The organism is Paenibacillus tyrphae, from assembly GCF_000722545.1.
Taxonomy (GTDB): Bacteria; Bacillota; Bacilli; order Paenibacillales; family NBRC-103111; genus Paenibacillus_G; species Paenibacillus_G tyrfis.
Genome location: NZ_JNVM01000023.1, coordinates 1 through 18,965, shown reverse-complemented (window position 1 = coordinate 18,965; position 18,965 = coordinate 1). Strand labels below are relative to the sequence as shown.

The following is an 18,965-nucleotide window of genomic DNA, read 5'->3' as shown; positions in this document are numbered from 1 at the left end:
GCTGAATTAATATTTATCGTTTATCCCGGGAAGAATCAGCCGCATTTCCTGCCATTCCTCCGCCAGCCATCGTACCTCCGACGTTTCGTCCTGCGTGCCGCCGAACAGACCGAGTCCGGTCATGCACCAGGTTCCCCGCGTTTCCTGCACTTTACGGGGAACGATGCGAAAATCGGTGCCATTTTTGCGGATCTGCAGCACCGAACGCATCTCGATCGCCTTTTCGACGATTTCTTTGCGCGTCGATAAATGATAGTTCCGATAATCCCGGAGCCACGTCGAAGGAATATCCTGCAAGGAAGGATAAACGTCGGAGGCTTCCGGCAGCCGTGCCTGCAGTCTGAGGAAACCGACGGAATTTCTCGAGTAAATCAGCCCTTTGTCCATCGGCTCGACGGAAAGCAGCTTCTTCGCGGATGCGGTCCGGTCGGCAGACAGCTTCGGGAAGCGGCTTGAGCTCGTTTCCCCATCCATTCCCGCTTGCGCCGCCGGGATAACGGGCAGCCCGGGCATAAAGCCCGCTTTTTCCAAAACAGCCGCAAGCGGCTTCGCGTCTGCGGCCGCAATAAGAAAATCCCGCCCATTCAGCATTTCCTTCACGTACGGGGAAGTGGAAGGCAGCTTAGCTACCGTTCGGGCGGTTTCATCATCGGCGCAGCGAAGCAGCAGCGCTTGGGTAAAGACGGTTTTGCCGTACGGCTTCGCCCACTGCCCGATGCTTAACCGGACATGGTCCGGCACGCCGTAGAGCGCGTGGCGCTCCAGAAAATCGCATATTTCCGCAGCCGTACGGCCATTTTCCAGAGCCCGCTTGACGCTTTCCTTCGACAATTTATAGACACTGACCTGATCCCGCGCCATCAGATCGGCCAGGCAGCAAAGCTCCCAACGCACTTTGCCCGCGACATCCGGAGGCACCAGGAGTTCAAAATCGGGCTGAACCATAAAGCCGCCGTCTTCCGCTTCGTCCTCCCCGCCCGGCTCGCCTCGCAAACCGAGCGGAAACGTCCATCGGTAGGCGCCTGGCCCGCAGATCGGATCGAAGCTCCGTTCCAGAAATCCCAACGCAGCGAGCGGCTCCAGCCACAGCCTGAGCAAATACCGGTGTCGCTCGGCTCTTTCCTCGCTCTCTATCGCGCCCGGTAGTAGCCCGAACGCCTCCAACCGCTCCAGCAACTGCTCCGCCGTTATCCATGTCCCGCCGTCTACGCGCTCCAAAAGGAACACGGCGTGCTGCAGCCATGCAGCGGCAGGAAGCGCCAGCGTTTTCCAAAGCCCGTACAAACGGCGCATCTGCCCAGCCAGCGGTTGGTCCAGAAAAATGTCTACCGTTTCGACGCTTAGCTTCAGCTCTTCGTCTTCCGAAACGATAAGCTGCAGCCGCAAAAGCATATCCAGCACCAACGCAATCTTCGGGGAATACGTATCGGCATACGCATATTTCAGCGAAAGCGGCTCAAGCGCCTCTTCCTGGAGCCGCACCCGCTCGGACAATTTCTGAAGCTGCTTCTTGTGCAAAGTTCCGTTTTTGGTCAGCTTAAGCCCCTGTTCCGCAGCAAACGCCAAGGAATGAAACAGATCGCGCGCCAAATTCGGCTCGCCGGGCACAACCGTCGTCGGGCTTAATCCTGTGCTTCCCGGCGCTTCACCGAGTCCGGAGGGCAGTTCGGGAATTAGAACGGTTTGCCAGCAGGCAAATCCGTCCTCCGGCATTAAATACAGATGCTCCCCCCATGTTTTGAGAAACGAAAATACGATGCCTTTGCGAAGCAATCCGGCGAGGCCCATTTTCACCTCGGCCCCGGACAAGGGACCGGCTGCCGCCCGCTCCAATTCCGTATCGTCAAACGGCTCACAGCCGATCCGCCGCACAATCGCCTCAAGCACCGTACGCTCGGAACGACTCAGCCGGTTGCAGACGGTCTCCATCACGACGGGGTCAGTCCATAGTTGACCAAGCGATACGCCTTGGCCCAGCCATGGCGCGAAGATTGTTTCGGCTTCCAGCCGGCTCTTCAGCTCGCGGGGCATCCGCGTCAGCAATTGCGCATAATTCATATCGAGACCGCCTCCTTCGATCCGTCCGCCCATTCGATCCGGTAGCGATAGCCCTGCTCGATCAAGAATAGCTGCCGGTTCAGCGCGAACTCCTGCTCTTTCGTATCCTCGCTGACGAGCGTGTAGAAGACCGCCTGGTTCGTGCCCGCCTTGGGCCGCAAAATCCGTCCGAGCCGCTGCGCCTCCTCCTGCCTCGAACCGAAGCTGCCCGATATTTGGATCGCCACCGTCGCATCGGGCAGATCAACCGCGAAGTTGGCTACTTTGGATACGATCAGCACCGGAACCGTCCCGCCGCGAAAGCCGGAATACAACGCTTCCCGCTCCTCATAAGGCATTTCGCCGCTTATCATAGGAAGCTTCGTAGCTTCCGCAACTTGGCGAAGCTGCTCCAAATATTGGCCGATAATTAAAATTTGCTCGCCGTCATGCTTGCTCAGCAGCTCGCTAACGACCTTCAGTTTGCCCGGGTTGATACTGGCTTCCCGCATTTTAAGTCTTGGCGCCGCGGCGAGGTAAGCTTCCTTCTCTTTGTCCGCCATCGGAATCCGGATCTCGACGCACTCGACCGAGGCAATCCAGCCCTGCGTCTCCAGCTCCTTCCACGGCATCTCATAGCGCTTGGGCCCGACCAGCGAGAAGACATCCTCCTCCCGGCCGTCCTCCCGGATTAGCGTCGCCGTCAAGCCAAGCCGGCGCGTCGCCTGAATGTCGGCCGTAACCCGGAACACCGGAGCCGGAAGCAAATGCACCTCATCGTAGACGATCAGGCCCCAGTCGCGTTTATTAAACAGGTCCATATGGACGAACGGATCATCCTTCGATTTGCGGTACGTCAGGATTTGATACGTGGCCACCGTAATCGGGCGCACTTCTTTCTGCATTCCCGTGTATTCGCCGACCAAATCTTCCGTAATGTCCGTTTTATCCAAAATTTCCCTTTTCCACTGCCGAACCGAAGTGCTGTTGGAGGTTAAAATAAGCGTCGCGCAGTTTAGCTTTCCCATCGCAGCGATACCGATCACCGTTTTCCCGGCGCCGCAGGGCAGGACCAGCACGCCGCTGCCTCCATGCAGGCTCCCTTCCCGATAAAAGGAATCGACCGCCGACCGCTGATATTCCCGCAGCTCGAACGCCTGCCCTCCGGTCTCTTCCATCCGAAGCCGGATAGGAAGCGATTCGCCCCGGCTGTAGCCTGCCAGATCTTCAACCGGAAAGCCGAGCTTAACGAGCTCCTGCTTGAGAAGCCCCCGATACCGGGCGGAAAAACGAAGCGTTTGCGAATCGACCTGACATAGCCCGTACGACCGCAAGGAACGAAAAGAGACCATCTCCTTGATCGCTTCCACGTCTTCGGAGATCAAAAGCAAATCGTCGCCCAGCCTTTCCATCCGAACAAGCCCGTACCGCTCGACGAAGCGCCGGATATCTTGCTTTACCGCCATCGGAACGCCGAATTTCGTATGACGGTCCAAGAAGCCGATAATCTCTTCGGACGTCAGTCCGGCAGCCGCGGCATTCCAGAGAGAAAGCGACGACATGCGGTACGTATGGATGTTTTCCGGGGATTTGACGAGATCCGCAAACTTGACGAGTCCGGCCCGCGCTTCTTCGAAAGCCGGATGCCGCACTTCGAGCAGCACGGAAAAGTCGGTTTGCACGATCAATGGGCGGTCTTTATGAAATGTCATATACCGATCCCTCCACTGTAGCTGTTAGTTTTAGTATGAGGGTTGCAAGGGGGATTTAAACATTCGCCGGACAATCCCGGCCGCTGTCCCATTTACAACAAGGAACGGGAAGCTCTACAATAGACGACGTGCCTTTTTGTTACTGGAAAAATGAGAGAGGAGTATGGAGTCATGGGAAGCCTGGGGAGAAAACCGATAGCAATGCTGTTTATTTTGGCGATCGTGCTGCTGCTTGCGGCGTGCTCGAAATCGGGGGCGGACGGCGACGCGTTCGCCAAGGAAATCTTGAAGCAATACCCGGCATTGAAGGACCATAAAATGACGGTAATCGAGGTCAAGCGTGTCGTCGATGGAGATACGTTCGAGACGAAGTCGGGGGAAAAGGTGCGCTTAATCGGCGTCAATACGCCCGAAACGGTGAAGCCGAATAGTCCTGTCGAATATTACGGAAAGGAAGCCAGTCAATTCACGAAATCGAAGCTGACCGGCAAAACGGTATACCTCTTTGCTGACGCAGGGGATAAAGACAAGTACGGGCGGCTGCTCCGGTATGTCTTTATTCAAGGCGAGCCCGCGATGTTCAATGAAACGCTGATCCGCGAAGGCTAGGCCAATACGATGACCGTACCGCCTAACGTGATGTTCCAGGACAGCTTCGTCAAGCTGGAGCGGGAGGCGCACAGCAAGAAAAAAGGGCTGTGGGCCGACTATAAATAAAAAACGTCTATAATTTATACTGAAAAAAACGGTCCAGGCGCATTCGCCCGGACCGTTTCGTTTTTGGTCGATACCTACTTTATTAGATTAATGAGTTCCGCTGACATCCATATGGTCCAGCTTGCGGGTCTCTTTTTTATACGTGGAGCTTTGAATCCGTTCCTGCAGCTTTTCGTAATACAGGTCTTCGTTGATCGGAAGATCGACCCAATTGTCGGTCCAGGAGGACAAATACATCGCGTTCGAAAGGGTCAGTCCTTTGATCCCTTCTTCTCCCGGCGCCAACAGCGGCGTACCATGTAAAATGTGATCGACGAAATTTTGCGTAATCCCTTTGTGCTGCGATCCTTCCGAGGAGCCTACCGGAATCTCGCATTTCCAGCATTCCGGCGCGCCGAAGCCTCCTTTGAAATCGCGGTTGAACTCCGGCTCCGGCACCCGCAGCCGCCAGAACGTCAGCTTGCCGTCTTCGATGACGATTTTGCCGCGGTCGCCGCTCACTTCGAACCGGTTCGTACCCGGGGCTTCCCCGGTCGTGGTCACGAACAGACCGGTCGCTCCATTCTCGTATTCTACGTAAGCGGTCACGTCGTCCTCCACTTCGATATTCCGGTATTTGCCGAAATGGCAAAACGCGCGCACCCGTTTAGGCATCATATCGATCGTCCACTGCCACAAATCGAGCTGATGCGGGTCTTGGTTAAGCAGAACGCCTCCGCCTTCCCCCGCCCAGGTCGCCCGCCAGCCGCCGGAATCGTAGTAGCTCTGGGAGCGGTACCAGTTCGTAATGATCCAATTGGTGCGGCGGATTTCGCCAAGCTCTCCGGAGGAGACGAGATCGCGCAGCTTTTGGTACAACGGGTTCGTGCGCTGATTGTACATGATGCCGAATGCTTTTCCGGAGCGGGCGGCAGCTTCGTTCATCTCGCGAACTTGTTTCGTGTAGACGCCTGCCGGCTTCTCGACCAGCACATGATAGCCGTGCCCGAATGCCGCAATCGCCAAGCCGGGGTGATCATAGTGCGGCGTGCAAATGAGAACGGCATCGAAGGCTTGCGAGGCGAAAAACGAATCCAGATTGTCAAACAGCTGGAACCGGTCTCCGTACTGCTGGCGAACCCATTCGAGACGCTCCGGGTTCGTGTCCACAATGGCAGTCAGCTCGCCTCCGGCCACTTCATTTTTGGCAAAATAATTCGTATGGCCCTTCCCCATATTGCCGATTCCGATAAGTCCGAATCGTACCTTGCTCATCGTTTCCCCGCCTCTCATGACATATCATTGCCTAAATTAACCTTCTTTCGACTCCTTTATTATACAGTGCACACGTGAACAAAACAATATAAAAAAATCGTTCCTTCGGCCTTACCGGACGAAAGAACGATAGTTGATTAATGCACCGCTAGCTTATCCTGTTCGGAAATTTGGCTGAGCGCTTCGCCCGCTTCATCCTCGAACTTGTCGCGGACGGCCAGGTCTCCGATAGATACGATCCCGACCAGATCGCCGTTCTCCACTACCGGCAGCCGGCGAATTTGCTCTTTAGCCATAATTTTGGCCGCTTCGTCTACCGTCGTTTGGGGCGGTACGGATACGACCCTGTCGCTCATGACTTCTTTGATCGCCGTAGATCCTTCCCGCTTTTCGGCGAAGCCGCGGATGACCAGGTCCCGGTCCGTCAGTACCCCGATCAGCTTCCTTCCTTCGACAACGGGAATAAAGCCGGTGTCCTCCTGCTTCATCTTCACGGCCGCCTCATATACGTTATCCTTCAACGTGACCGTCGAACAATCGGTCGTCATAATTTCCCGAAGCGTTCTGGTACTCATGGCAAACACCCTCCTGAGAAAAGGAATTGGCAGCCTGTTACCGAAACTTTCCGCCAAATTCTCCATCAAAGACAAGAAAGTTCCCAGGCCGCTGCACGCTTAGAATCCCCTTTCCCCCGGTTTCCCATTCGTTCCGTCCATTGTTACTTCCAGGGAGACGCAGTCAACCTCTGGCCTCATATTCCTTCATATAATCTTGGATCATGGCGATAAATAACCGGGCCGCGTGCTCCATCGACGTTTCGTCAATATCAAATCTCGGGTGGTGATGCGGATGCACGGCGCCTTTCGTTTTATTGCCCGCGCCCACGAACATAAAGCAGCCTGGAGTTTTTTCCAGATAATAGGCATAATCTTCACCGGCCATAATGAGCGGCGCCGTCCGTCCGCCTTCCGTGCCCATAGCCCATGCAGCCGCGCGGTAAAACCGTTCCGCTTCCTTCGCATCGTTGACGAGGGGAGGATAACCAAGCTTGTAATCGAGCGTGTAGGCTGCCCCGTTCATCAGACATGTCTGCTCTACGATCGTCTCAAGCCGCTCTTTCACCTGCATGCGCAGGGCGGAATCGTAAGTCCGGACCGTTCCTTTAAGCACGGCGGATTCGGCAATCACGTTGAAGCTCGTACCGCTGTGTATCGATCCCACGCTGACGACACAGGGCTGTGTAGGGTCAGTGCTGCGGCTCACAATCGACTGTAAATTGACAACCAGCTGCGAGGCGACATACACGCTGTCCACCGTCTCATGAGGCAGGCCGCCGTGGCCGCCCTTTCCTTTGATCTCGATCATAAATTCATCCGCCGCCGCCATCATCGGACCGGGCTTGCAATAAGCTGCGCCGACCTCAAACGGCGTCCACAAGTGAATGCCGTATATGACATCGACCCCGTCGAGCGCGCCTTCCTCGATCATTCCGACCGCCCCGCCAGGGGTCATCTCTTCGGCCGGCTGAAAAATAAATACGATGCTGCCGCTCAGCGCTTCCCGGTGACTGCTAAGGGTTTTGGCGACGCCAAGCAGAGCGGACGTATGGGCGTCATGGCCGCAGGCGTGCATCACTCCCGGCACCGTAGAGGCGTACTCGCAGCTTTTTTCATCCTGAATCGGCAGCGCATCCATATCGGCTCTCAGCGCCACTGTCGGCCCGTCCGATGCTCCGCGCAGCTTGGCCACGATCCCGTGCCCGCCTACACCCGTCCGAACTTCCAGCCCCCACTGCTTTAGCAAATCCGCGACAAAAGCCGCGGTCTTCGATTCTTCGAACGAAAGCTCGGGATGGCGGTGCAAATAGCGGCGCCAAGCGATCATATCGGGCACTGACGCTTGCAGCGTTTCTTCTATCGATTTCATAGGGTACCCCTCCGTCTCCTCTTGCCGCTGTCCGGCGCATTGAAATTTAGCGATCGCTGATTTGTAGTATCATTTTATCAAATCCTTTAAACGGTTTCATCTATGTGTCACAAGAATTTCACAACTTTATTTGGGCGAGCAATTTCCCTTCGTGCATTAGGCTTGCACAAGAAAGGGAAACATACTATCATGAATAAAGGGTTAACTGTAGAGTCGAGGTACATATTTCTAGGAGGGTTTTGTTGTGATTATTGAAAATAGCGGAATTAAAGGCATAAAAAGCGACCTTGCACATTTGGACGAAGTGATGGAGCAGCTCGGCTTCGTGCGTTGGCAATGGGAATATTACCGCGCTACATACGATCTGCAATTGCCGGATCGCGAATCGACGAACGATTATTTCCTGCGCATCAATACCCGCGTTGAATCCGGGAAGCTGGAATCGCCTTATGCCATTCTTTATGTCGAGGATGTTTACATCGGCCAAGCGTCCTTCCCGCACGGTGTCAACTATCAGGCTGCCATTCCCGACTACATTATGAAAACGGCTAGCGGCAAGCTCGCTGAACTCAAAGTCAAGCTGACTCAATAGACGGAGGCCCTATGAATGCCCCGCGACGAGGAACGCCTGATTTTTTGCTGCTCTTCTTGACGTTTTCGCTCGTGTGCTTCGGGTTGGCGTTTGTTTTTAGCGCGAGCATGGCGTATAGAGCTAGCGATCCCTGGTACTTGGCGGTGAAGCAGGCGATATTTGCCGGTCTCGGTACGGTCGTTATGTTTTTTTGCATGAATGTAGATTTCCGGAAATTTCAGAAGTGGGTCGTACCGGCTCTTTTCGTTGTTTCGATGCTTCTTCTGCTCGTTCCGATTGTCGGTAAAGTAATGAACGGCGCTACGAGCTGGCTTCGCATCGGCGGCATTTCCCTACAGCCGACTGAATTCGCCAAGCTTGTGATTATCATTTATTTGGCTTCGATTATCAGCAAAAAAGGCGATCGGTTCCAAGACTTCAAACGGGGACTTATGCCGCCGCTCGTCGTTATCGGTTTCATCTCCGCGCTGATTATGATGCAGCCCGATCTCGGTTCCACGATGGTGCTGGTGCTTTGCGCCATGCTGATTATCATTGTCGGTGGGGCACAGCTCAAGCATGTATTTTATTTGGGCGCCGGCGGAGTCGTGTTCTTGACCATAGTGGGCATGATTTATTACATCATCACGAACGGGACCAGTCATCACTTCGCGCGGTTTACCGCTTTCTGGGACCCTACCAAAGATCCACAGGGAAGCGGCTTTCAACTTATGCAATCGCTGTATGCGTTCGGACACGGCGGTCTGACGGGCGCCGGCTTCGGACAAAGCGTGCAGAAGCTGCACTATTTGCCGGAGGCGCACAACGATTTTATTTTTGCAATTATCGGAGAAGAGCTCGGCTTCATTGGCACCTTCCTCTTTTTGCTGGCGTATCTTGCTTTTCTATGGCGCGGGCTGATCGTAGCGCTCCGCTGCCAGGACACCTTCGGCATGCTGCTTGGCGTGGGAATTGTCGGAATGATCGGCATTCAGGCGTTCATCAACATGGGAGGAGTCACCAATACGATTCCGATGACCGGCGTCACACTGCCGCTGATCAGCTATGGTGGCACCTCGATGCTGACAACGCTGGCCGGCCTCGGTATTCTGCTCAGCATATCCAGAGAGTACAATAAGCCGGAAAAAGAACGGGAAACGAAAAAGAGAGCCTGAAATCAGGCTCTCTTTCTTGCTCTTACTTGACCCGGTTCGGGTCCTCCACGATGGCTTGCTCTTCCTCGCGAAATGCGACGCCCTCAACCTTAATATTGACTTCAACGACCGTCAGACCGGTCATGTTCTCCACCGCATCGCGCACATTTTCTTGAAGATCGCGACAAACCTCATGGATTTTACTTCCGAAATTAACAATCACTCGAAGATCGATAGCCGCTTCCACTTGGCCCACTTCCACCGAAACGCCCTTCTGCACGTTTTTGCCGCTCAGACGCTTCGCCAATCCTTCGGAAATGCCTCCCGACATACCGGCAATCCCTGGAGTCTCCAGCGCAGCCAATCCTGCAATAGTCGCTACGACGTCATCTGAAATGCGGATAAGACCTGTTTGAATTTCTTCGCTCATGAGGATCACTCCTTCAAGGATTATAGCTCTATTGTAATAACTTCCAAGCGGGAAAGCAAATGTACCGCGCAGCCATTTGACAGTTTTCGACATGACCCGAATCTGCAAGAGCCGCCTGCCGGGACAAGCCGATAACACCCCGCCTGAAAAACCCTCTAAATGGCCTTAACCGACCCGCCGTCAACATAAAAGACCGAACCGGTCATGTAGCTGTTGCGCGGCGAAAGCAGGAATGCGGCCGTTGCAGCCAGCTCCTCCGGCTCGCCGTAACGGCCGAGCGGAATGTCCTTGACCATGCTCTCCCGTATGTCTTCTACCGTCACCTGATCACGGGCCGCTCTGGCCAAATCCAGCTCAACCAGACGATCCGTACTGATTCGGCCGGGACATACGGTGTTCAGCAAAATCCCGTCCGGGCCCCACTCGACCGATAGCGTCTTCATTAAACCGACAATGCCCGTTCGCAGCGTATTGGACAGCACCAAACCGGGAATCGGCACTTTCACCGAAGACGAAGCGATCGTGACGATCCGCCCGCCCTGCTCCTTCATCAGCGGATGGAAGCCTTTGACAAGCCTGACAACGCTCATGAGATTCAATTGGATGGCATGGAGCCACGCTTCCTCGTCCAGCGACAGGAAGCTGCCGCTCGGCGGCCCTCCCGCATTGCACACGAGAGCGTCAACCCGGCCGAAGCGGTCGGCTGCCTGCTGGACGAGCCAGCCGATTTGCTCCGGGCTGCTTAGATCGACAGCCATGCCAGTGGCTGATACGCCGTATTTTTGCCCCAGTTGGGCCGCTACGTCGCATACGGCTTGCTCATCCCGGCTGCAGAGCAATAAATCGGCTCCTTCCGCCGCGAGCTGCTCGGCGATTGCCCGACCCAATCCTTTGCTGGATGCGGTGACGACTGCCTTTTTCCCTTTTAAATATAGATCCATCAGAAACTCCTCCCTAAAGCATTTTACTTTGTCCGAAAATTGATTATATTAGAATAGGTTTTATTTGATTTAGGTATACTTTACCACATGAGGTGATCCTTTTGAAACGCCACGCTTTTACGCTCGGTCTGCTCGCGAGCTTCCTCCTAAGCGCAGTCGCTCATTATGTCAGAGCTCCCACGTTCAGCCCTACGGTGCAATTTTTCATCTCGGCGGTGGCTATCATCTTTGTCGCCGGATTCCTGGGAAAAGCTACGGAAAGCGTAGCGCATTATGCCGGGGAAAGACTGGGCGGTTTTTTGAATGCGACGTTCGGCAATGCCGCCGAGCTCATCATCGCCATCTTTCTGGTGAAAGACGGGATGTTCGAGATCGTCAAAGCCAGCATCACCGGCTCCATCATCGGAAACATGCTGCTGGTGCTCGGACTTAGCGTGCTGCTCGGAGGATTGAAATACAAGGAACAGACGTTCAACGTGAAACTGGCCGGACATAACGGGTCGCTCATGCTGCTGGCCGTTATCGCGCTGTTCATTCCCGCCGCTTTCGCCCGGAGCTTCACCACTCAGGAAACGTCCAATCTGAGCATCATCGTATCCGTGATCCTGATCATCGCTTACCTGCTCTGGCTCGTCTTCTCGATGATTACGCACAAGAACGAGCTCTCGGACGAGGTCGTCGAGCACGGGGAAGCCGCGTGGTCCAAGGGCTTGTCGATCGTATTCCTGATTATCGCCACCGCCATGGTCGCCTTTCAGAGCGAGTGGCTCGTACATACGCTGGAGCCGTTCAGCCATCAATACGGGCTGTCCGAGCTATTCGTAGGCGCCTTCTTGATTGCCATCGTCGGCAATGCCGCGGAACACAGCGCCGCCGTTATGATGGCCCGGAAAAACAAAATGGGCGCCGCCGTCGAGATCGCGGTCGGCAGCAGCCTGCAGATTGCGCTGTTCGTCGCGCCTGTGTTGGTGCTCCTCTCGCTCCTTTTCGGTAAAACGATGGATCTCGTCTTTACGACCTACGAGATCATAGCCATCGGCGTAGCTGCGTTTATCGCCAAATCGATCTCCAAGGACGGAGCCACAACGTGGTTCGAGGGCGTGCTGCTGCTGGTTGTCTATGTCATCCTGGGCATTGCGTTCTTCTTAGTGTAGAAGCAACGCGACCATAAGAAAAAAACAAAGAGTAACCTTCCCAGTGAAGGTTACTCTTTGTTTTGACTCATAGCCTCATAGAGCTGGGCTACATTCCGTTCCAGCTTCATCAAGATTTGTCTGCCCGCCGTCTCGGTAATCAGCTCCGCCCGGATCGCAAAGTCAATCTCCCGCGACAACCCGTAAATTTGCGTATCTAACACCTCTTCATACAGAGGACATTTGCGAGTGGTTAAATTTTCCATCTGCACTTCAATCAGCTTCTCGATCTTGTCCGCATCTTCTTGCAGCAGATGCAGGGCCTTCTGCGACAAGCTGAGCAGCACATCCGACGACATGGTGCTCCCCCCCTGTAATCCAACCATTTGCGTTCACCGGCGATCAACCGGACGAACATGCGGCCCCGGTTCTTATCCGAAGCAGGCGCTTAAACGCCGATAGTTTTATATTAGTCGAAAACGGCGCAATACACAAGTCGATAGACCAAGATAGACGCCTTACCTTGAGAATTATTCTCAAAAAAATGAATAAAAGCATCTTCGCCTGCGCGAAAATGCCTTTACCTGGAAATCGTATGGATTAGTCTTGAATGCTGTTGATCTTCAGACCGTGCTTCTCGAACACTTCAGCCATTGCTTTCTTCGCTTCGTCGGCATCCGGTCCGTGAACATGAAGATCATAGTTGCTGGATGTGAGCAGCGTCGTAAACAAGCCAAGAATGCTCTTCACATCGATATACTTGTTATCATACTGAAGAACAATGGAAGATCTGAATTTATTGGCGGTTTGAGAAATTTCCACGATTGCGGCGTTATTGGCGTTTGGCATACAAAATCCCTCCATGCGTCTAGTGACGGACAAGATAAATCGCTTTCTTCAAATATGATACCGTGGAAGGGAATAACATGCAATACTATTTTCGTTTCGATTACTTTAAATTTTCCGGGTTAAGCCCTTCCAACTCCGGAATGACAAAACGTCCGTCCTTGCGAATCAGCCGGTCGTCAAAATAAACCTCGCCCCCGCCAAACTCCGGCCGTTGAATAAGAACCAGGTCCCAATGAACAGCGGATCGGTTGCCGTTGTCCGCCTGCTCGTACGCTTGGCCGGGCGTGAAGTGAAGACTGCCGTCGATTTTCTCGTCAAACAGCGTATCCTTCATCGGGTATAAGATATGCGGGTTGAACCCGAGGCTGAATTCCCCGATATAGCGGGCGCCTTCGTCCGTGTCGAGAATTTTGTTCAGCCGGGCGGTATCGTTCGCGGTAGCCTCGACGATTTTGCCGTTCTCGAACCGGAAGGTGATGTTCTCGAACGTAACTCCGGAATTTTCGGAAGGCGTATTATAGGCGATGACCCCGTTCACGGAATCGCGTACCGGCGCGGTATACAGCTCGCCGTCCGGGATGTTGCGGCGGCCGCAGCATTTGACGGAACCGATGCCTTTGATCGAGAAGGAAATGTCCGTTTTCCCCGGTCCCACGATACGCACGCGGTCGGTCCGGTTCATCAGCTCCTGAAGCGGCGTCATCGCATCGGACATTTTAGCGTAATCCAGGTTGCAGACGTCGAAGTAGAAATCTTCGAATTTTTCCGTGCTCATGCTGGCGAGCTGCGCCATCGACGCGTTCGGATAACGCAGCACGACCCAACGCGTATGCTTGATCCGCTGCTCCATGTGCACCTTTTGGCTGTAAATTTTTTTGTAAAGCTTCATCTTATCCTCAGGCACGTCAGACAGCTCGCTTACGTTTTCGCCGGCGCGAACCGCAAGGTAACAGTCCATATCCTTCATGCGCCGCAAGTGCATATCGGCCCAATGCTCCAGAAACTCGGGCGTCGCAGAACGCAGCACTGCCGCCGTAACGGCATAATCCGTCAGCTCCACGTAAGGATGGCCGCCGCGGGCGTGCACCTCCTGTACGAGACATTTGACGATTTCCCGCTCGGAGCCGATCATCTCGATCAGCACCCTTTCGCCGGGCTGTACATTCAAAGAATACCCTACAAGATTACGAGCCAGTTGCTCTAAACGGGGATCACGCATCGAATCTTCTCCTTTTTTCCATTAACAATGTTAAGATTTACTGCCGCTTTTGGTCCATTTGTTTTTGTAATAATTCCCGATGATCAGCAGGACGAAAAACAAGGCTAATGCGGCAAAAAGTCTTCCTTTATACCGGCCGAGATGGAGCAGATCGTGCCCGATTACTGATTCAAGGAAGATCATCGGCGCTTTGCCGATCAAGGTTCCGATCACAAAATCCCTTGGTTTGACCTTCATGACCGCAGCGCCCAAGTTGATGCCGAAGGAAGGTATCACCGGAATAATCCGGCTGGCTGCGATATACCAAAGTCCGTGCCGCTCCAGTCTCCCACTCCATTGCTCGATGAAATCGTACTTCGCGAGCTTGCCCTGCACCCATGCCCTTCCGTAATTCCTCGCCATATAATACGCAATAAACGCTCCAAGGCAAGCAAACACATAGTTGACCAGAAACCCTCGCCACAACCCGAAAATCAAGACGTTAGCCCCGGCTACCAAGACAAAAGGCACAACGGGGAAAAGCGTCTGCAGCACAACGAGCAGCGCCCCCGCGACATGACCTATCCATCCAAGAGAACGGAGCGCTTCCGACAACTGGTGGACATTCCAATTGGCCAATGGTCAAGCCTCCCTTCGCATATCATATTGTACCAGAAATTGCTTCCGATCACGAACCTATTAGAGCGATAGCTTGCCGCATTCCTATACTTGACACAACCATATCCATCTTATAAAATAAGAAGTCGAGAATAAGTATCGGAATTGCTGCTCCGGCAGCCCGTGCTTATGGTGGAAGCTTGCGTCACCCTCTGTAAGATTTTGCTGCCGACAGGACCGCGGCTGGTTCTTCTTGTCGGGTGCGGATCGTTAAGAAACGCTTTAGGCAAAATCGGGCACACGCTTCACCCGTTTATTAACTTAACCAAATTATTGATAAAAGGAGCTTCCCAACTTATGTCACGCTACACTGGTCCTAAATTTAAATTAAGCCGCCGTCTCGGCATTTCCTTGAGCGGTACTGGCAAAGAATTGAAACGTCCTTTCCCTCCGGGGCAGCATGGTCCGGGACAACGCAAGAAGATGTCCGGCTACGGCGTTCAATTGCAAGAGAAACAAAAGCTTCGCCACATGTACGGCTTGAACGAGAAGCAATTCCGCAACCTGTTCAACAAAGCTACCAAGCTGCAAGGGATCGCGGGCGAAAACTTCATGTTCCTGCTTGAAAGCCGTTTGGACAACCTCGTATACCGTCTGGGCTTCGCCAACTCCCGCGCCGGCGCGCGGCAATTGGTTTCCCACGGTCACGTAACGGTTAACGGCAAAAAAGTCGACATCGCTTCCTACACGGTAAGCACTGGCGACGTTATCGGCCTTCGCGAGAAAAGCCGCAACCAGTCTTCCGTTAAAGAAGCTGTGGCAAACCGCAACTACCTGCCGGCTTACCTCGAATTCAACGAAGGCGCATTGGAAGGCAAGTACGTTCGTTGGCCTGAGCGTTCCGAGCTCGCTCAAGAAATCGACGAAAAACAAATCGTCGAGTTCTACAGCCGCTAATAGAATTAACGCGCAAACTACTACGACAAAAAGCCCAAAAACCCTTGTTTATCAAGGGTTCCGGGCTTTTTTTTTCATTCAATCAATATTGCAAGTTAATGCACTATAATGCACCCATTTGGGGCTAAATGGGGCTTGGTTTGGGGCTAAAAATAATGTGGGTAGACGCTCTTATATTCAAGTGCCAGATAAAAAAAAAGAACCCAGAGAATAGAGCTGGGTTCTTTGGTTTGTTCAATTATTCCTTGACCTGTACTTTGACGTTCTATCTTTTCCTCAATTGCTTCTTGGATAAAAGCATTCAAACTCATACCCGCTAGGTCTGCTGCAGCTTTATACTCAGCCTTTTTTCCTTTCTTTACATTAAGCGGTATCCGTTCGTAATCCGAGTGAATTTATCCGCCCCCAAATCAACTTTGGGGCCTTTGATTCCTAGCTTTCGAAACTCGTAATTCTCTGTGCGATATAGAAAATATAGTAGATTAATGGGAACAAAGTGATGTATAATATTTCCTGTGCATAGCTTGCTGGGCGGTCGGCTAGCCTCTCGGAAGGGAGGTGACAGCTCCATGAAAGTATATCAAGCACTGCAATTAATGTTCCTATTTGGAATGTTTATTTTAGCTTTGCTTACTTATCTTAGCAAAGTAAAATAGACCGCCCTTTTGGAAGAGTCAGCGGCCTATTTTACAGCAACACATTTGCAGCCTACCGCCCTTAAAGCGGCTATTGTCACTAGGAGAGTCGTGCTGACACACGGCTCTTTTTACATTGTACTCTAATTCACTGAATAAAGTACTTTACTTTATTTTACCAATTCACATATGTTTTATCAACCGAATTTCTATTGAAATGTAAATATATTTATTTACGGATTCACCTTGAACCGTACATCTGCCACCAGTTTTCCCTGTCCTCGCGTTCCCACGCCTGAAGCAACGTGATCCGTTCAGGATCGGCCGGAGTCCAAGAAATATAACCTTCCTTCGCCAGCTCCGACAAAGTCTCTAGTAGCTTTTTTTGACTCTTTCCTGTCTTTCTCCCCAACTCGATTAAAGAAGGCATCCTTTTACGACCAGCCGAATAATTCGCAACGATCCGCAGCACTTTCCGTTCAGCATCAGCCAGCATGACGCACCACCTGTTGTACGGCGAGGATATTCTCCAGCTTGAACAGTCTCGGTGCTTGCCGCTGGAAACAAAACGCTTTAACGCTGCCTCGTTCGACCGACCGAACTGCAATCCTTCGCTGTGTCATACTGCCGTCATTCTCAAGGTAGATGATTTCGACCTGTTGGCCAACATATCGAAGCATTTGCTTTTCCAATGTGTCCGCCTCCTGATAGGAACATTCGTTTGCATTTATTATATGCGAACAAAATGCGAACACGCAACAGAAAAAGAGCAGACCGGCCGCTATGCCTCCTGCTCATCATCCCGTAGTTTATGCGTAATACCAGGTATAAACCGCCTAACTTTTCCGTAGTACTTTGACCCGTCCGCGTACATAAGCTCTATCGTCCCATCCCCGTTTAAGTCCGGATCGTCGTCGATATCCTTTACGACGCAGAACTTCCCGAATAAATCTGGATCATCCTCTTCTATGCATTCCCATACGCTTCCGATTTTGATTCTCAAGCTGTCAGCCTCCCTCCCGCTCTTTTTTGTCACGCTCAACTTTCTCGTCTAACGCTTTGATGATGTAATCGTTCAAACTGACTCCCGCCTTTGTTGCCGCTTCTTCGTACACCGCCTTCCGGCCTTTTGGTACATACGGGTACAACCTGTCGTAATTCGCCGCATTGTACTTATTCTTGGCTCTCGTAGCTGCACTACCCTTTTTCTCGTCCAATTAGATCAACCTCCCTTGGATTAAGAATACACTTAAAAATATACTAGCGCAAGTATATTTCTTGTTGACATTATACTCACGTGAGTATATAATAGAGATAGAAAGGAGGTGAACAAGACAATATGAAGGATTGGGTACTTCTTCTTACGGCGATAATTCAACTGGTAACAGCAATAATCGCTTTAAATAATGGCCGTAAGAAAAACAAAAAAGGAACCAAACGCAGCCATCGGGGCAAACGTAAATAGGTTCCCTTGAGAGGGTCGGAAGCGACCCGGCCCTCTCTTCCCAATCTTAACATAAAGCAAGATTAAAATAAATGGAGGGATAAGCCATGGATAAACTCTTTTGGATCGTTTGGGTTCCGGTTTTAGTCCTCTCGGTGATCGGTCTCATTAATGTGTTGCGGAAGTAATGGCCGGCGGGCCATAAGCGCGGGGAGGTATGCGGGATGACGCGGAAAGAAGCACTGGAAACGATCAAGGAAATTCATAAGGCAGCGAAACAATGCCGGGAATGGATTGCAGAAGCCGTCGAAGTAATCAAGGGGGACAAGATGGAAGCTCGTTGCATCCGCTCGGGCGGTAAATTAAATAGCATCTACGACTTTACTTTTCTTGGCACGTTCTCCGCTTTCCCTACGAAAATAAACCGCATGAGCAAAGAGCAAATCGCGGAAGTAATCGCGAAGGGTGAATCGGTTTTACAAGAACTAAACCAGATCCATAACCGCGAATTAGGGGTGATTTAATTGATAACCGTTCGCGTCGAAGAGCTGAGGACGCTCAAAAATGACTTTCTGGCGCTTCAAAAGTTCTGGGGTGCCGAAGCATTGGAACGGACCGACGAAGCCGGGCAGGAATTTGCAAAGGGCGTAAGCTACGGATTCGAGCTTGCGGCGGCGATCCTGGAGGCGCGGAAATAATTCGGGGGGCTTCGGCCCCTCCCAAACTTAAACGCGGGGGTAACGATGAAAAACGAATTAACGCTTGCTGATTGTCCTCAAGTCTTGCAAGATCGGGTTAAGAAGTCGCAACAATCAATTGAAGGCACTATATTCTCCATACAAAAGTGGGACTCCACACCCTACAAAGATAATTCGGGTGGCTGGCGTCGGTACCGGGGAGCGGGGGTAAGCTGCGCCCGGTTGGCGTGATTGAACTCGGGGTGAAGCCGCAGCAACGGGCCGCCTTTCATAGCGTCAAGGACCGTTTGAAAACTCACGAAGACCGCGACTTCATATACCTGGAGCCTCGGCTAAAAGCAAGGGTGAAAATCCGGAATTGGACGAAAGCGGGGCTGCTTCGCGCACCGGCATTCGTGGAGTTTGTGCTATGACTGAGCAAAAAAAGGAGCCCTGACCGCTGGCCGGGACTCTTATTTTTTTATTAGCCGCCCCATCCATTATGATCGAGCAGCTTTATCGAAGGCTCTTGCGGTTGCTGCGGTACGATGATTCCACTTAAGAAGATCAACCCCATCACTATAGATAATAACGCTTTCTTCATAAATCAAACACTCCTTCTACAATATTTTTGTACCCCAGTTTCTGCTGTTCTGTCGCGTATTCGCTATGCTTTCTAAATAACGAAATGCATTTTTCGAAGCCTGTATAA

At 52.4% G+C, this 18,965-nt stretch carries 25 protein-coding genes; 10 read left to right on the top strand and 15 right to left on the bottom strand.

Annotation, left to right across the window (positions count from 1 at the left end; all coding sequences use genetic code 11):
* Positions 1-6: 6 nt before the first annotated feature.
* Positions 7-2,058, bottom strand: coding sequence for a helicase-associated domain-containing protein (locus tag ET33_RS25600; RefSeq protein WP_036688835.1), 2,052 nt, complete (start codon positions 2,056-2,058; stop codon positions 7-9).
* Positions 2,055-3,749 carry a DNA repair helicase XPB gene (locus ET33_RS25595; RefSeq protein WP_036688831.1) on the bottom strand — a complete coding sequence of 565 codons (1,695 nt, stop codon included), beginning with the start codon at positions 3,747-3,749 and terminating at the stop codon, positions 2,055-2,057. Before ET33_RS25595 ends, ET33_RS25600 begins: the two co-directional genes overlap by 4 nt.
* Before the next feature lie 171 nt (positions 3,750-3,920).
* Between ET33_RS25595 and ET33_RS25590 the strand changes: the two genes are divergently transcribed.
* Together ET33_RS25590 and ET33_RS39920 are read left to right on the top strand one after the other, a co-directional pair.
* The gene (locus ET33_RS25590) at positions 3,921-4,358 is read left to right on the top strand and encodes a thermonuclease family protein (protein WP_235206816.1); all 438 of its coding nucleotides are present in this window, start codon (positions 3,921-3,923) and stop codon (positions 4,356-4,358) included.
* 9 nt (positions 4,359-4,367) lie between these two features.
* On the top strand, positions 4,368-4,466 hold the full coding sequence (locus ET33_RS39920) for a thermonuclease family protein (RefSeq protein WP_235206815.1): 99 nt from the start codon (positions 4,368-4,370) through the stop codon (positions 4,464-4,466).
* A gap of 87 nt (positions 4,467-4,553) precedes the next feature.
* Here ET33_RS39920 and ET33_RS25585 read toward each other — a convergent pair whose 3' ends face one another.
* The 3 genes from ET33_RS25585 to ET33_RS25575 form a co-directional block, all read right to left on the bottom strand.
* Positions 4,554-5,720, bottom strand: a complete 1,167-nt coding sequence (locus ET33_RS25585; RefSeq protein ID WP_036689087.1) for a Gfo/Idh/MocA family protein — start codon at positions 5,718-5,720, stop codon at positions 4,554-4,556.
* Positions 5,721-5,857: 137 nt separating this feature from the next.
* A complete protein-coding gene (locus ET33_RS25580; RefSeq protein WP_036688829.1) occupies positions 5,858-6,295 on the bottom strand; it encodes a CBS domain-containing protein in 438 nt (145 codons plus the stop codon).
* A 163-nt stretch (positions 6,296-6,458) separates the two neighbouring features.
* Positions 6,459-7,646 (bottom strand): M20 metallopeptidase family protein, encoded by a 1,188-nt coding sequence (locus tag ET33_RS25575; RefSeq protein ID WP_036688826.1) that lies wholly within the window; start codon positions 7,644-7,646, stop codon positions 6,459-6,461.
* 244 nt (positions 7,647-7,890) lie between these two features.
* Here ET33_RS25575 and ET33_RS25570 point away from each other — a divergent pair, with 244 nt between their 5' ends.
* Positions 7,891-8,238, top strand: coding sequence for a YugN family protein (locus ET33_RS25570; protein ID WP_036688821.1), 348 nt, complete (start codon positions 7,891-7,893; stop codon positions 8,236-8,238).
* A gap of 11 nt (positions 8,239-8,249) precedes the next feature.
* Entirely contained in the window at positions 8,250-9,392 is a 1,143-nt protein-coding gene (gene ftsW / locus ET33_RS25565; protein WP_036688818.1) for a putative lipid II flippase FtsW, read from the top strand.
* A 22-nt stretch (positions 9,393-9,414) separates the two neighbouring features.
* Here ftsW and ET33_RS25560 read toward each other — a convergent pair whose 3' ends face one another.
* Together ET33_RS25560 and ET33_RS25555 are read right to left on the bottom strand one after the other, a co-directional pair.
* Positions 9,415-9,801 (bottom strand): Asp23/Gls24 family envelope stress response protein, encoded by a 387-nt coding sequence (locus ET33_RS25560; RefSeq protein ID WP_036688813.1) that lies wholly within the window; start codon positions 9,799-9,801, stop codon positions 9,415-9,417.
* 155 nt (positions 9,802-9,956) lie between these two features.
* Positions 9,957-10,742 carry an SDR family oxidoreductase gene (locus ET33_RS25555; RefSeq protein WP_036688809.1) on the bottom strand — a complete coding sequence of 262 codons (786 nt, stop codon included), beginning with the start codon at positions 10,740-10,742 and terminating at the stop codon, positions 9,957-9,959.
* 101 nt (positions 10,743-10,843) lie between these two features.
* Here ET33_RS25555 and cax point away from each other — a divergent pair, with 101 nt between their 5' ends.
* Positions 10,844-11,896, top strand: coding sequence for a calcium/proton exchanger (cax, locus tag ET33_RS25550; RefSeq protein ID WP_036688807.1), 1,053 nt, complete (start codon positions 10,844-10,846; stop codon positions 11,894-11,896).
* 50 nt (positions 11,897-11,946) lie between these two features.
* Here cax and ET33_RS25545 read toward each other — a convergent pair whose 3' ends face one another.
* The 4 genes from ET33_RS25545 to ET33_RS25530 form a co-directional block, all read right to left on the bottom strand.
* Complete coding sequence (locus ET33_RS25545) at positions 11,947-12,234, bottom strand: YlaN family protein (protein WP_036688803.1); 288 nt, start codon at positions 12,232-12,234, stop codon at positions 11,947-11,949.
* A gap of 241 nt (positions 12,235-12,475) precedes the next feature.
* On the bottom strand, positions 12,476-12,724 hold the full coding sequence (locus ET33_RS25540) for an HPr family phosphocarrier protein (protein ID WP_010498192.1): 249 nt from the start codon (positions 12,722-12,724) through the stop codon (positions 12,476-12,478).
* A 100-nt stretch (positions 12,725-12,824) separates the two neighbouring features.
* Complete coding sequence (locus ET33_RS25535; RefSeq protein WP_036688801.1) at positions 12,825-13,943, bottom strand: aminopeptidase; 1,119 nt, start codon at positions 13,941-13,943, stop codon at positions 12,825-12,827.
* A gap of 30 nt (positions 13,944-13,973) precedes the next feature.
* Positions 13,974-14,561, bottom strand: a complete 588-nt coding sequence (locus ET33_RS25530) for a TVP38/TMEM64 family protein (RefSeq protein WP_036688798.1) — start codon at positions 14,559-14,561, stop codon at positions 13,974-13,976.
* A 336-nt stretch (positions 14,562-14,897) separates the two neighbouring features.
* On the opposite strand from ET33_RS25530, the gene rpsD reads away from it, so the two are divergent.
* Entirely contained in the window at positions 14,898-15,497 is a 600-nt protein-coding gene (gene rpsD / locus ET33_RS25525) for a 30S ribosomal protein S4 (protein WP_036688796.1), read from the top strand.
* A gap of 569 nt (positions 15,498-16,066) precedes the next feature.
* Positions 16,067-16,153 carry a putative holin-like toxin gene (locus ET33_RS37750; protein ID WP_200879238.1) on the top strand — a complete coding sequence of 29 codons (87 nt, stop codon included), beginning with the start codon at positions 16,067-16,069 and terminating at the stop codon, positions 16,151-16,153.
* A gap of 220 nt (positions 16,154-16,373) precedes the next feature.
* Here ET33_RS37750 and ET33_RS25520 read toward each other — a convergent pair whose 3' ends face one another.
* From ET33_RS25520 to ET33_RS25505, 4 genes are all read right to left on the bottom strand, one after another.
* Entirely contained in the window at positions 16,374-16,628 is a 255-nt protein-coding gene (locus ET33_RS25520) for a LexA family transcriptional regulator (RefSeq protein ID WP_036688793.1), read from the bottom strand.
* On the bottom strand, positions 16,618-16,824 hold the full coding sequence (locus ET33_RS25515) for a hypothetical protein (protein WP_081890490.1): 207 nt from the start codon (positions 16,822-16,824) through the stop codon (positions 16,618-16,620). The genes ET33_RS25520 and ET33_RS25515 overlap by 11 nt, the downstream gene beginning before the upstream one ends.
* A gap of 89 nt (positions 16,825-16,913) precedes the next feature.
* Entirely contained in the window at positions 16,914-17,135 is a 222-nt protein-coding gene (locus ET33_RS25510) for a hypothetical protein (RefSeq protein ID WP_036688790.1), read from the bottom strand.
* A gap of 4 nt (positions 17,136-17,139) precedes the next feature.
* On the bottom strand, positions 17,140-17,349 hold the full coding sequence (locus tag ET33_RS25505) for a hypothetical protein (RefSeq protein ID WP_036688788.1): 210 nt from the start codon (positions 17,347-17,349) through the stop codon (positions 17,140-17,142).
* A gap of 122 nt (positions 17,350-17,471) precedes the next feature.
* Here ET33_RS25505 and ET33_RS40310 point away from each other — a divergent pair, with 122 nt between their 5' ends.
* The 3 genes from ET33_RS40310 to ET33_RS39355 all read left to right on the top strand — a co-directional run bounded on the left by ET33_RS40310 (position 17,472) and on the right by ET33_RS39355 (position 18,274).
* Positions 17,472-17,597, top strand: a complete 126-nt coding sequence (locus ET33_RS40310; RefSeq protein WP_268808334.1) for a hypothetical protein — start codon at positions 17,472-17,474, stop codon at positions 17,595-17,597.
* 203 nt (positions 17,598-17,800) lie between these two features.
* Positions 17,801-18,100: a hypothetical protein gene (locus tag ET33_RS25500; protein WP_036688785.1), complete on the top strand. Its 300-nt coding sequence runs from the start codon at positions 17,801-17,803 to the stop codon at positions 18,098-18,100.
* Positions 18,101-18,274 carry a hypothetical protein gene (locus tag ET33_RS39355; protein ID WP_163768012.1) on the top strand — a complete coding sequence of 58 codons (174 nt, stop codon included), beginning with the start codon at positions 18,101-18,103 and terminating at the stop codon, positions 18,272-18,274. It begins immediately after the preceding gene.
* Positions 18,275-18,965: the final 691 nt, after the last annotated feature.

Excerpts from the sequence above, each read along its gene's own strand:
- ET33_RS25600 (WP_036688835.1), bottom strand. The coding sequence starts at position 2,058 with ATGAATTATGCGCAATTGCTGACGCGGATGCCCCGCGAGCTGAAGAGC.
- ET33_RS25595 (WP_036688831.1), bottom strand. The coding sequence starts at position 3,749 with ATGACATTTCATAAAGACCGCCCATTGATCGTGCAAACCGACTTTTCC.
- ET33_RS25590 (WP_235206816.1), top strand. The coding sequence starts at position 3,921 with ATGGGAAGCCTGGGGAGAAAACCGATAGCAATGCTGTTTATTTTGGCG.
- ET33_RS39920 (WP_235206815.1), top strand. The coding sequence starts at position 4,368 with ATGACCGTACCGCCTAACGTGATGTTCCAGGACAGCTTCGTCAAGCTG.
- ET33_RS25585 (WP_036689087.1), bottom strand. The coding sequence starts at position 5,720 with ATGAGCAAGGTACGATTCGGACTTATCGGAATCGGCAATATGGGGAAG.
- ET33_RS25580 (WP_036688829.1), bottom strand. The coding sequence starts at position 6,295 with ATGAGTACCAGAACGCTTCGGGAAATTATGACGACCGATTGTTCGACG.
- ET33_RS25575 (WP_036688826.1), bottom strand. The coding sequence starts at position 7,646 with ATGAAATCGATAGAAGAAACGCTGCAAGCGTCAGTGCCCGATATGATC.
- ftsW (WP_036688818.1), top strand. The coding sequence starts at position 8,250 with ATGAATGCCCCGCGACGAGGAACGCCTGATTTTTTGCTGCTCTTCTTG.
- ET33_RS25560 (WP_036688813.1), bottom strand. The coding sequence starts at position 9,801 with ATGAGCGAAGAAATTCAAACAGGTCTTATCCGCATTTCAGATGACGTC.
- ET33_RS25555 (WP_036688809.1), bottom strand. The coding sequence starts at position 10,742 with ATGGATCTATATTTAAAAGGGAAAAAGGCAGTCGTCACCGCATCCAGC.
- ET33_RS25545 (WP_036688803.1), bottom strand. The coding sequence starts at position 12,234 with ATGTCGTCGGATGTGCTGCTCAGCTTGTCGCAGAAGGCCCTGCATCTG.
- ET33_RS25540 (WP_010498192.1), bottom strand. The coding sequence starts at position 12,724 with ATGCCAAACGCCAATAACGCCGCAATCGTGGAAATTTCTCAAACCGCC.
- ET33_RS25535 (WP_036688801.1), bottom strand. The coding sequence starts at position 13,943 with ATGCGTGATCCCCGTTTAGAGCAACTGGCTCGTAATCTTGTAGGGTAT.
- rpsD (WP_036688796.1), top strand. The coding sequence starts at position 14,898 with ATGTCACGCTACACTGGTCCTAAATTTAAATTAAGCCGCCGTCTCGGC.
- ET33_RS37750 (WP_200879238.1), top strand. The coding sequence starts at position 16,067 with ATGAAAGTATATCAAGCACTGCAATTAATGTTCCTATTTGGAATGTTT.
- ET33_RS25520 (WP_036688793.1), bottom strand. The coding sequence starts at position 16,628 with ATGCTGGCTGATGCTGAACGGAAAGTGCTGCGGATCGTTGCGAATTAT.
- ET33_RS40310 (WP_268808334.1), top strand. The coding sequence starts at position 17,472 with ATGAAGGATTGGGTACTTCTTCTTACGGCGATAATTCAACTGGTAACA.
- ET33_RS25500 (WP_036688785.1), top strand. The coding sequence starts at position 17,801 with ATGACGCGGAAAGAAGCACTGGAAACGATCAAGGAAATTCATAAGGCA.